At 60.5% G+C, this 11888-nt stretch carries 9 protein-coding genes and 1 pseudogene; 3 read left to right on the top strand and 7 right to left on the bottom strand.

Annotated features, from left to right (window positions below; all coding sequences use genetic code 11):
* Nucleotides 1–197, top strand: a pseudogene (locus D8U70_RS27875) (hypothetical protein); the annotation flags it as partial.
* Nucleotides 198–249: 52 nt separating this feature from the next.
* Here the strand turns inward: D8U70_RS27875 and D8U70_RS25825 are convergent.
* The 7 genes from D8U70_RS25825 to D8U70_RS25795 all read right to left on the bottom strand — a co-directional run bounded on the left by D8U70_RS25825 (nt 250) and on the right by D8U70_RS25795 (nt 5475).
* Nucleotides 250–609 (bottom strand): DUF6124 family protein, encoded by a 360-nt coding sequence (locus D8U70_RS25825; protein WP_016774270.1) that lies wholly within the window; start codon nt 607–609, stop codon nt 250–252.
* A 116-nt stretch (nt 610–725) separates the two neighbouring features.
* Nucleotides 726–1091 carry a hypothetical protein gene (locus tag D8U70_RS25820; protein WP_016774271.1) on the bottom strand — a complete coding sequence of 122 codons (366 nt, stop codon included), beginning with the start codon at nt 1089–1091 and terminating at the stop codon, nt 726–728.
* Nucleotides 1092–1670: 579 nt separating this feature from the next.
* The gene (locus D8U70_RS25815; protein WP_073475200.1) at nt 1671–2009 is read right to left on the bottom strand and encodes a DUF6572 domain-containing protein; all 339 of its coding nucleotides are present in this window, start codon (nt 2007–2009) and stop codon (nt 1671–1673) included.
* Nucleotides 2010–2118: 109 nt separating this feature from the next.
* Nucleotides 2119–2472, bottom strand: coding sequence for a DUF6572 domain-containing protein (locus D8U70_RS25810; RefSeq protein ID WP_016774273.1), 354 nt, complete (start codon nt 2470–2472; stop codon nt 2119–2121).
* Nucleotides 2473–2482: 10 nt separating this feature from the next.
* Nucleotides 2483–3682 (bottom strand): S-type pyocin domain-containing protein, encoded by a 1200-nt coding sequence (locus tag D8U70_RS25805; protein WP_073475197.1) that lies wholly within the window; start codon nt 3680–3682, stop codon nt 2483–2485.
* Nucleotides 3683–3993: 311 nt separating this feature from the next.
* On the bottom strand, nt 3994–4374 hold the full coding sequence (locus D8U70_RS25800) for a response regulator (RefSeq protein ID WP_016774274.1): 381 nt from the start codon (nt 4372–4374) through the stop codon (nt 3994–3996).
* A 96-nt stretch (nt 4375–4470) separates the two neighbouring features.
* Nucleotides 4471–5475 carry a DJ-1/PfpI family protein gene (locus tag D8U70_RS25795; RefSeq protein WP_110645792.1) on the bottom strand — a complete coding sequence of 335 codons (1005 nt, stop codon included), beginning with the start codon at nt 5473–5475 and terminating at the stop codon, nt 4471–4473.
* Between the two features lie 198 nt (nt 5476–5673).
* Between D8U70_RS25795 and D8U70_RS25790 the strand changes: the two genes are divergently transcribed.
* Entirely contained in the window at nt 5674–6345 is a 672-nt protein-coding gene (locus D8U70_RS25790) for a response regulator transcription factor (protein WP_016774275.1), read from the top strand.
* Nucleotides 6346–6401: 56 nt separating this feature from the next.
* Entirely contained in the window at nt 6402–11864 is a 5463-nt protein-coding gene (locus tag D8U70_RS25785; protein WP_130930065.1) for an ATP-binding sensor histidine kinase, read from the top strand.
* Nucleotides 11865–11888: the final 24 nt, after the last annotated feature.

Raw genomic sequence — 11888 nt, 5'->3', positions numbered from 1 at the left:
ATACGAAGGTATGGGGGGCGAGGTGGGAATACCGGGCGAGGTGTTGTTCGAAACGAACATCGCCGCGATCGGCGAAGTCCTTTCGGGTTATGCCTTTTTCGGAGCTGGTGAGAATCAAGGAATCGATCAACCGCGCGGTGCAGAACAACATTCGCAGCTTTCTGGTCAGCTTGGACAGCGCCTACCTGGCTCGCTGAAATGGGCGACGCAGCGCAGGTGCCAGCACGCCTGCGCGGCCGATGCCGTTGTTCAGTCTGTGGGCACTACGTTATCCAACGCTTTGTTGACGGCCAATTCTCCTAGCATGACCACCTGCGCGATGCCCAACAGGGTATTGCGTCGTGAACCCTCCAGCATTCCGGCGAAATCGCTGAGCATCACCGTGGCGGAAGCCAGGGATTCGCAAGCGTTGACCAACAGTGATTCTGTGTCGGACTCAGGATTGACCATAAACAACGTGTTGGGACTGTAGGGCGTGGCGTTGATCTTGGCCGGCGCGAGGTAATGGTCGAGCGCGCGCTCGGCGGCGTCGTGAAGTTTTTTTGAATGGAAGGATTCATAAGGCGATACCGATTCGGTGACCGGCGGATGGGACGGTGTCTGTGACATCAGCTGAAACTCCGATGAGCGCCGCTTGAGCGTCTGGGTATGAGGACGACGCGCCACGGCTGTGGCGCGTCCGCTGGCAGTGAGGGGAGCACGCCCCCTCATGCCTCGATGGCCGGCTAGTTCGACACGCGTCGGCTGTCGAGCACGCGATTGACGATGAGCTCACTCAACATGATCACCTGCTGCAACATCAGCAGCGATCGACGCTGTGGATGGTCAATCACGCCGCCGATTTCGCGGGCCATGTCATTGGCGGCTGCCAGCGATTCACAGGCTTCGACGAGCAACGTTTCCTCATCCACCGTCGGGTCAATGAGAAAGATCCTGCCTGGCTGGCGCTTGGGAATGGTGGTTTTGAGCGTCTGAGGGTCGAGGTAAAAGTTGATGGCGCGAGCAGCCGCATCTTTTATCCGCTGAGGTTCCAGAGCAGGGTCGTACGGGATTGAATCCGCTTCCGGCGGGTTTGGGGTTACTTTGAACATTGATGAAGCTCCTAACACATTTAAGGGAGGCTTCACCCTTTCGCTACCAAACGAAGGGTGGCGGCCATGCACAGGTTGGTAGACCGGGTGTTAGGATCCGGCGCGTCCTAGGACGCCCTATACATGGCCACCGCAAATCCGAGACAGAAATCTCGACGGCAGATCTGTATATCTAACACTGCGGGCTACCAAACCCGATCACCTATTTCAGTGACCGACAAACGATAGGACCCGCAGCCTAGACGCACAAGCCGGCGGATTCTGAAGTACCCGTAGGCAGCGGCGCAAGGCGTTGTAGGCTTTTTGGAGGAGAAATCGGTGTAATTTAAACGTGCTTGCCAAGTCGTGTTTATGCGCTGTACGTGCCTGCTCATCTCACCTTTTCAGAATATCGGAGACCCGAATCTGTTTAGGCCGATCTCAAGGCCGTTGCGCCGTGGGGCGGAGAGTTTCAAGCAAGTCGCGTCGTAGACGGGCTTTTTGGCTCTTCCACTGTTGGCCGTAGATCAGCAGAAAAACGCCTCGGCTGGCAGGTGAAAAAATTACTTGTCAACACTGGGATCACAAATGACATAGCGCTTAGTCTGCTTTGAAAACGAACTCAAAACCGATTCCCATTTTTCTCAGGAGCTCGGCCACGCGCTCGAAGAACAATTCCCCCTGCTCCGAAACCTCGTACTTGCCGTAAACACGGATTACAAGTGACTTGCCGAGTGCAGCGGGAATCTTGTTATAGATCTCACCGCTTTCGATGAAAGCGATGTAGCCGTTTATCTTCCGTTGTAGCGCGAGCAGGTGCTCGGCTTGTAGGGTCTTATTGCCCCATCCTAGGTGGTCAGCGATGCCCAGGATGATGGCGCCACTGTCCGATTTGGGGATTCCCCACATATCGATAATGTTCGGGTCTGTTAAGGACACTGCGGATCCTTGGCCTCCAGCCGGTTTGTTCAATCCCTCTGAGGGAACCGAGCTACAGCTCTGTGGCTTGCCGCCCTTTGCTTTGCTTTAGCTCTACTAGCTCACACGCCTAGTGTCGAACAGCAAAGTCGTCCTTAAGCACAAATTCCATTCCGATGCCTACGCCTTTGAGTACCTCGGTCACGCGGTCGACAAAGGTTTCACCTTGCTCAGGTAGCTCATATAAACCATTGATGCGAATTTTCGGATTCTTGCCCTTGGCTGGCGGATAGCTTTCCAGCAGTTCGCCGCTCTCGATGAAGGCGATGTAGGTATTGATCTTCTCCTGTAGCAACAACAGGTGTTCACCCTGTTGGGCTTTGTCGCCCCATTCCAAGTGATCAGTGATGACGAGTACGACATTGTCGGGTTCCCACTCGGGCACTGCGATGATGTCGACGACTTTTGTTTCGGTGATGGACATGTCTGCTCCCTCAGAGGGTCGGGTCAGGTCGAATGATGTCGACTCTGGTGGGTGGGATTCGGGTGCCTCCGGTGAAGCCGGGTTTACCTTTGCCGACGACGGTTGCGCCGGTCTTTTCTATTTCTGGAAAGCCCAGTTTCTGGTTGCGCGTCAGTGGCGCTGTTTCAGAAGATTTGCATTCGACGCAGGAGATGTTGCCGTCCGCATCGCGGCCCATCATATCAATGCGCGTGCGTACACCGCTGTCGGTTTTGACGGTGACCTCACGAGCGGCTTCAGGTTTGATCTTACTGAATTCGTCAAAAGACGCTTCTTCGAACGCTTTGCCCTTTTGCTTATTCTTCTCTAGCTGCGTGCTGAGCACGATGTAGATGGGCTCAATCCCCGCATCCTCCGGGAACCAGATGATCGCATCCTGGAACTCAGGTGGGTGCGCGGGGTTGGCCAGCAGCGTGTCCGACTGAGGTGTCGGCGGATAGACCCAGACGGGAGGTAGCTGAGGGGCACCTTCCAGCGCTGGGATCCCCAGCACTCCATCGGAGCTTGCTCCGGGTGTCCAGGTCAGACCGATGCCGTCGCCGATGTCGGCGATGAATTTTTCGCCGTCTTTCTGCGCTTTGATGACCGGTACATTTTCCCAGTCCTTCTTGCCGCCGGTGTAAAAGCCGTAGGCGTTGACGGAGCCGTCCGGCAACGTTTTTACGTTGACACGAACACGCGTTCGGCCGGTTTCAAGCGTGGCGTATTGCTCGTCCTTATAGAAGGCACTGTCCGGGGCGATGCTGGTGTTGGGCATCAATAGCGCCACCGTGCCCACGGCCGCGCCTGCTGCCATGGCGCCTGCACCGTCGAGTAGGCCTAGCGCGAGTGAGCCACCCAGCCGATGGGCAACGGCACTACCGGTTGCGGAGCCGCCGACAAACTGGAGGGACGTGCCTTCGGCGGTAATCGCTGCGCCAGTGGCCAAAACGGCCCATAGCCCGTAGTCCGCCAGTTTTTCAACGGGGACGAACCCTGTCGGGTTGCTGTGGTTGATTTCGCCGTCGGGCAGGTTGCAGCTTTTGGCGAAGACGCAACCCTTGAGGCCGGGTTTCGCGTCTGGCGCTGGCGGGAGTTCTTTGTATTGCGCCCAGTGTTGGGCGTTTAGGTCGACAGGTTCGACGCCGGTGTTGCGGTAACCCTTGGGTGGGTTGGGGACGTAGCCGCTCAATCCTTGGTTCCTTGTTCTGGTCCTTTTTGAACGGGGTGGAGGGTGACAGGCGGAGTTTGCAGTGGCAGTTAGTGGCGCTTTGATTCTAGATTCTGAGGCGCATCTCATTTCCGTGTGATCAAGTCAGCGCTTAAGGAAATGGGGTAGCTCAACTACCTCCGTAATCTCTGGAGCTTCCCCTCGCTCCCAGCCCTCTCCTCGAGGAGAGGGAGCCGACCGTGTTGTCTTCTGTCAGAAATCGGCCTGATCGACCGAGTCGATAGGGGGCGATAAATCCAGGCGACACGCAATTCAATGCGATGAGGGCCTTATCAAGTGTTTTCAGATTTACGCGGTGCAAACTCAACCCAGGCAAGTAGCTCGTCCGCCGCAAAGGGTTTACGCAGGCAGGCAACGACATCGGCTTCTCGAAACTTGGCGCAAAGCAAACCACTCTGATCCGCCGACACAAAAATCACCGGCATCCGCCAGCCTCGCGCCCGCAGTGCATCCAGCATCTGCAAACCACCCATGCCCGGCATCTGAATATCGGAGATCAAACAATCAGTCTGCACCGGCCCGTCCGAGTCAAGGTAGTCCGCCGGCGCCGCATAGCAGAACACCTGATACCCCGACGCCCGCAGCAGGCTGCTCAGCGATGTGCGCATTGCCTCGTCGTCGTCCACTACCGCAATGACATGCGTCTTGTGCATAACGCTCCCGGGCCGGGCGGCCGAGCTGGTGACTCCTGTCGTTCTTGCACCATACGCTGATGGCCAGCGGGCAAAACTATACGTAGGTATAGCGGTTCAGCCATCGCGGCTGAAGCGACTGCGGTAGTCGCGCGGGGAGATCGACAGGTGGCGCTGGAAGCAGGCGCGCAGGCGTTCTTCATCGTTGAAGCCGCAGATGCGGGCGATTCGTTCGATTTTGTGCGGGGAGTTTTCCAGTAGGCGTTTGGCCGCTTCGAGTCGGAACAGCTCGAGCGCTTTCGACGGTGTGCGCCCGGTGCGCGCTTTATAGACCCGCGTGAAGTTGCGCAGGCTCATTGCGGCTTGCTCGGCGAGGCGCTCCACCGTCAGATTCGGATCGCCGAGGCGCTCCATGAGCCAAAGGTGCAGATCATCGAACATTGCAGCGTCCTGCGCCTGCGATTGCAGCAGCGTGCTGTATTGCGCCTGGCCGCCGGGGCGTTTGATGTACACCACCAATTCCCGCGCGACTTGCAACGTCACTTCACGGCCGCAATCGGCCTCGACCAGCGCCAGCGCCAGATCGATCCCGGCGGTGACTCCGGCCGAGGTCCAGACCTTGCCTTGCTGAATGAAGATCGCGTCGGCATCTACCTCGACCGCTGGAAAGCGATCGCGCAAAGCGTCGCACATCGCCCAGTGAGTGGCAGCGCGGCGGGCGTCGAGCAATCCGGCCTGAGCCAGCAGAAACGCGCCACTGCACACCGAGACCACGCGGCGGGCGAGGTGAGCATGGTCCTGCAGCCAGTCGCTCAGTTCGCGGTGCTTCTCAAGGGTCTGGCAGATGTCAGGGGCGCCGGGCACGACCAGCGTGTCCAGCGCGGCGGTGTCGAGCGTGGTTAACGCTTGGGTGTCGATGGACAGCCCTTCGACGGTCTGGATCAAGCCACCGTTGAGGCTGGCGGTGTGCAGTTGATATCCAGACTGCCCGCGCTCGGCCATGGCTTTGCTCGCGGCCCAGAACACGGTTTGCGCACCGCTGAGATCGAGCAGGCTCAGGCGTGGGTAGGCGATGAACACCACGTCGCGCGGAGCCGTTGTAAAAGCGGGATGAGTGGACATCGCGGGCCTGCCTGTTTGCAGCGCTGGCGGCGGACTGCCTCAGCCTGGCCGATTTTCAGGGGTTTCTGGCCGGCCGGCAATGGCGCTGACTGTTAGCCTGATTGCTGACCGTCCGGCAGGTGTCTGGATGCGGTGGCCATCCTGAACTAGATTTATTGACCAGCCCAACGCGTGCTGCGATCTCGCCGAGGAGACACAATGACCTTGTGGTCGCATTCCAGCCCTGCGCAAAGTCCCGGCGTGCTCGGCGAGCCAGTGGTGTACGTGGTCGATGACGATGCCTCAATGCGCCAGGCGCTCGACAGCTTGCTGCGCTCGATCGGCCTCCAGGTGCAAACCTTCGACAGCGCCGGAGATTTTCTCGCGCAAGCGCAACGTGAGGTACCCGGTTGCCTGGTGCTCGACGTGCGCCTGCGCGGCGAAAGTGGCCTGACGTTTCAGGAACAGATGGAAAAAAACGGCTTGCGCATCCCCGTGGTGTTCATGACCGGCCACGGCGACATCGCCATGAGCGTCAAGGCGATGAAGGCCGGCGCGGTGGATTTTCTGGCCAAGCCGTTCCGTGATCAGGACATGCTCGACGCCGTGGCCAGTGCGTTGGCTCGCGACCGTGCGCGGCTGGCAGCCGAACACTCCGGCGCCGTTTTGTGTCGGGCTTACCAAACCCTGACCGCACGTGAGCGCGAAGTGCTCGGCTTCGTCATTGCCGGGCTGATGAACAAACAGATTGCCGGACAGCTCAACCTCAGCGAGGTCACGGTCAAGGTCCACCGTGGCCAGGTCATGCGCAAAATGGCCGCACGTTCAGTGGCCGATCTGGTGCGTATCGCAGAAGCGCTGGGCATCGAGCCTGTCCAGCGCAACCCCTGAGCGCTGGCGACGTGCAACTCACCGTGCGGCAAAAAACCTGAGCAGTGTTGACGCAGATGGCCAGCAGAAAACAGATTTTGTGGGACGACGGCGAGCGGGTGCTGTCCCGTGAGCGCGGTTCGAATGATGGCAGCCTACTGGCGGTGCGTCCGGCGATGGGCCAGCCATTGCCGAGCACCCTGGAGCGTCTGGCGCATGAATACAGCCTCAGGGACGACCTCAATCCTGCCTGGGCGTTGCAGCCGACAGCTTTCGAGCGTACGGGCACCCGAGTTCGTCTGCTGTTCGACGATCCGGGCGGCGAGCCGTTGTCGCGGTTGCTGGTCGCCCCGCTGGATATCGAAACCTGTCTGGAATTGGCCACGAACATCGCCAAGGCACTGGGCCATATGCATCAGCGTGGTCTGGTGCACAAAGACCTGAAACCGCAGCATGTTTTTGTCCATTGTCATGATGGGCAGGCGCGGCTGACCGGCTTCGGCCTGGCCACGCGCTTGCCACGGGAGCGGCAAGCGCCCACGCCACCGGAATCTATCGCCGGGACGCTGGCCTACATGGCGCCGGAACAAACCGGGCGGATGAATCGTTCGATCGATTCGCGTAGTGATCTGTATGCCTTTGGCGTGACGCTTTACCAGATGCTCACCGGCTCGCTGCCGTTCAGTGCAAATGACCCGACGGAGTGGGTGCATTGCCATATCGCGCGGCTGCCAATGCCCGTGTGTGAACGGGTGGCGACGGTGCCGCCGATGTTCTCGCGACTGGTCATGAAACTGCTGGCGAAAACGGCCGAGGAACGCTATCAGAGCGCAGCCGGTGTCGAGCATGACTTGCGCCGTTGCCTCGATGACTGGCGCCGTATGCGGCAGATCGAGACGTTCACGTTGAACGAGCAGGGCGCCTGCGAGCGCTTGCTGATTCCGGAAAAACTCTACGGCCGCGAACACGAAGTGCAAACGTTGATCGATGCCTTCGCCAATGTGGTGCAGACAGGCGCGCCGACACTGGTGCTGGTATCCGGCTATTCCGGCATCGGCAAATCGTCGGTGGTCAGTGAACTGCACAAGGTGCTGGTGCCGTCGCGTGGCTTGTTCGCCGCCGGCAAGTTCGACCAGTACCAGCGCGACGTGCCTTATTCGACCCTGGTTCAGGCCTTTCAGGGGCTGGTGCGGACGCTATTGGGCAAGCGCACCGACGTACTGGCGGGCTGGCGCGAAGCACTGTTGCGGGCACTGGAAGCGAATGCGCGGTTGATCACCGATCTGATCCCCGAACTCAAGCTGATCATCGGCGAGCCGCCGCCCGTGCCTGAGTTGGAGCCGCAACAGGCGCAGCAGCGGTTCCTTCAGGTCTTGCAGCGTTTTATCGGCGTGTTCGCTCAGGCCGAGCATCCGTTGGCGCTGTTCCTTGACGACCTGCAATGGCTCGACGCGGCCACCCTTGATCTGCTCGAAGATATGCTCAGTCGCGCAGAGACCCCTCATCTGCTGCTGGTCGGTGCTTATCGCGACAACGAGGTAGATGGCGATCACCCACTCAGCCGCACACTCAAGACCCTGCATCACGCCGACGTACACATTGACGAAATTCGTCTGGCGCCACTGGCTGGCGCGCACATCGAACAACTGATCAGCGAGTCACTGCGCTGCCCGCCGGCGAGCATTGTCGCGCTGGCGCGGCTGGTACTGGACAAGACCGCTGGCAATCCGTTCTTCGTCATCCAGTTTCTGCACGCCCTGGCCGAGGAGAAGCTGCTGACATACGAGCCTGCGCGCCAGCGCTGGCGGTGGGATGTGCACCTGATCAACGGCAAGGGCTACACCGACAATGTCGTCGATTTGATGGTCGGCAAACTGGCGCGGCTGCCCCAGGAAACCCGCCAGGCGCTGCAACAACTGGCCTGCCTGGGCAACGTCGCGCGTCTCGACACGCTGGCCACAGTCCTTGATGTGCCGGTGCCTCACGTTCACTCCGCATTGTCGCCGGCGGTGCGGCTGGAGTTGGTCGAGCGTCAGGACGGTGCCTACAGGTTTGTGCATGATCGCATCCATGAGGCGGCGTATTCGCTGATCGCGGAAACCGAACGGGCGCAAATGCACCTGCGCATCGGCCGGCTGCTGGCACTGCAAACCCAGGGTGAGCGGCGCGAGGAGGCGATCTTCGAGATTGTCGGCCAGCTCAATCGCGGTGCGCATCTGATCAGCCTGCGTGCCGAGCGCGAGCAGCTGGCCGAGTTCAATCTGCTCGCCGGCCAGCGAGCGAAGGCCTCGACCGCTTATACCTCAGCACTGACCTATCTGGGCGCCGGCTCAGAACTGTTGGGCGAGCAGGGTTATGACAGTCGGCATGAACTGGGTTTCGCTCTGGAGCTGAACCGTGCCGAGTGCGAATTTCTCACCGGCCAACTGCAGCTTGCCGACTCGCGCCTGGCGACATTGGCCGAGCGCGCCGTGACCACCGTCGAGCGCGCGGCGGTGGCGTGCATGCAGATGGATGTCTACTTGCTGCTCGATCGCAGTGACCGGGCGGTGACGGTGTGTCTGGCCTTTCTGCGTCAGGTCGGCATCGATTGGCCAGCGCGTCCGGACGATATTCAGGTGCGCGACGAATATCAGCAGGTCTGGACCAGGCTGCGCGGGCGCAGTATCGAGCAGATGATCGACTTGCCGCTGATGGAGGATCCTGCCGCGCGGGCCACCCTCGATGCGCTGGGCAAACTCTTCGCGCCGGCGGTGCAGTCGGATCTGAACCTCGCCAGCCTGACCATTTGCAAAGCGATCAGCCTGAGCCTGCAATATGGCAACTGCGACGCCTCCTGCCTGCTCTATGCCAACTTCGGGCGAGTGTCGGGGCCGCGTTTTGGCGACTATGCCGCTGGTTATCGATTTGGCCGTCTGGGCTGCGATCTGGTTGATCGGCGCGGGCTCACGCGTTATGAAGCGAGCACTTGGTTGTGCTTCTCGATCTTCGTGGTGCGCTGGATGCGGCCAGTGCGCGAGTGCCGCGAACTGTTGCGCCGTGCGCTCAACGCGGCCCATCGCAGCGGCGATCTGCCGTATGCAGCGTTCGCTGGAAACAGCCTGATTTCCGATCTGTTGTTTATCGGCGAGCCGCTGGCCGAGGTGCAGGCGCAAGCGGAATCAGGGCTGGTCTATGCACAAAAGGTCGGTTTCGGTCTGGTGGCGGATTTCATGCGCTGCCAGTTGACGCTGATCCGCATGCTGCGCGGGCAGACGCCGACGTTCGGCTGTTTCGACGATGAGGGGTTCGATGAAACAGCTGTCGAAGCGCATCTGGCCGGTTCGGCGGATCTGGCGCTGGCGCGCGGCAAGTACTGGGTACGCAAGTTGCAGGCGCGCTATCTGGCCGGGGATTACGCGGCGGCCGCTGAGTGCGCGGCCCAGGCGCAGGGACTTTTGTGGGTGGTTTCGGCGTTTTTCGAGGAGGCCGAATACCATTTCTACGCGGCTTTGACCTTGGCGGCCCACGGCGAAACTGACGCCGGTGCTTTGCAGCGTCTGGGTCAACATCATGAACAGTTGCAGACGTGGGCGCGCTTGTGTGCAGAGACCTTCGCCAGTCAGGTGGCGCTGGTCGGCGCGGAAATGGCGCGCGTCACCGGGCAGTTGCTCGAAGCCGAATTGCAGTACGAGCAAGCCATTCAATTGGCTCAGGACAATGGTTTGCTCCATATCCAAGCGCTGGCCAACGAACTGGCCGCACGGTTCTACAGCGCTCGCGGTCTGGCCAGGATATCCCGCGTCTACCTGCGCGACGCACGTTATGCCTATCTGCGTTGGGGGGCTGCTGGCAAGGTGCGGGAGCTGGAGCGACGTCATCGTTTTCTGCGTGCCGAAGAGGCGCAACCGAATCCGGTCACCACGCTCATTACGCCAGTTGAACATCTCGACCTGGCAACGGTGCTCAAGGTCTCTCAAGCAGTCTCCGGCGAGATCGTCCTGGACCGTTTGATCGAAACGGTGATGCGCACCGCGATCGAACAGGCCGGGGCCGAGCATGGCCTGCTTATTTTGTTGAACGCCGACGTTCCCTATGTCGCTGCGCGAACCCGTATCGGCGACGGTGCCACGCAGTTGTGCAACGCGCCGCTGCACACGGTGGCGCTGGCAGAGTCGGTGCTCTACCAGACGCTGCGCACCGGCGAAAACCTGTGCCTGGACGACGCGGTTGCCGATCCGCTGTTCGCCGCTGATCCATACGTTCAGCAACGAGGCGCGCGCTCGATCCTTTGCCTGGCATTGATGAATCAGGCGCGGGTCGCCGGGGCGCTGTATCTGGAAAACAACCTGTCCGCCGGGGTGTTCAGCCCGACGCGTCTCGCCGTGTTGCGCCTGGTGGCGTCGCAGGCAGCGATCTCGCTGGACAACGCGCGCCTGTACCGCGACCTCGCCGAGCGAGAAGCGAAGATCCGTCGGCTGGTCGACGCCAACATCATCGGCATCATCGTCTGGGGCGTGGAAGGGGAAATCATCGAGGCCAACGACGCGTTCCTGCGCATGGTCGGTTACACCCGTGATGAGTTGCTTTCGGGCAATGTCCATTGGCGTGACATGACCCCGCCGGCGATGCGCGCTAACAGCGATATTGCACTGGCAACGGCGATCCACACCGGCCGGGCCCAGCCGTTCGAAAAGGAGTACATCCGCAAGGACGGCAGTCGGCTGCCGGTGATTGTCGGTCTGGCCGCCTTCGAAGCGAGTCAGCAACAGGGCCTGGCCTTTGTGCTGGATATCAGCGAACGCAAGCTGGCTGAAGAGCAAGTGCGCGAAGGCGAGCGTCGTTATCGTCAGGTGCAAACGGAACTGGCCCACGCCAATCGTGTGGCAACCATGGGCCAGTTGGCCGCATCGATTGCCCACGAAGTCAATCAGCCGATCGCCGCCACGGTGACCCATGCCAATGCCGCGTTGCGCTGGCTCGGTGCAAAGCCACCAAATATCAACGAAGTCGAGCAGGGCCTGCGGCATATCATTCTCGACGGCAACCGCGCCGCCGACGTACTCGGGCGCATCCGCGCGCTGATTCACAAAACGCCACCGCAGCGTCAGCCTGTCAGCCTCAATCTGCTGATTGAAGAAATGGTCGGTTTCAGCCGTGGCGAAGCGCTCAAGCACGGCGCCGAAGTCAGCGTTGAGCTGGCGGCAGATTTGCCTTTCGTAGTGGCGGACCGGGTCGAACTGCAACAGGTGCTGCTTAACCTGATCATCAACAGCCTCGAAGCCATGACGATCATGGCAGAGGGGCAGCGACGTCTGCTGATTCGCAGTGAGGCGCTGGGTGATAACGTGCACATCAGTGTCAGCGATTCAGGGCCGGGCTTTGCCTGCGAGCGGGCGGAGCAAGTGTTCACGGCGTTCTACACGACCAAATCCACCGGGCTGGGCATGGGCCTGTCGATTTGCCGCACGATCATTGAAGGACACGGCGGCAAATTGTGGGCCGAGCGCAATGAGCCGAGCGGGGCGCGGGTGGTGTTTGGCTTGCCGCGTTGTGAATGAACATGATCAACAGCCAGGCTACCC

Source organism: Pseudomonas sp. Sample_20 (assembly GCF_004307585.1).
Lineage (GTDB): Bacteria > Pseudomonadota > Gammaproteobacteria > Pseudomonadales > Pseudomonadaceae > Aquipseudomonas > Aquipseudomonas atacamensis.
The sequence above is the reverse complement of the archived record's forward strand: the minus strand, read 5'-3'. Positions and strand labels throughout refer to the sequence as shown.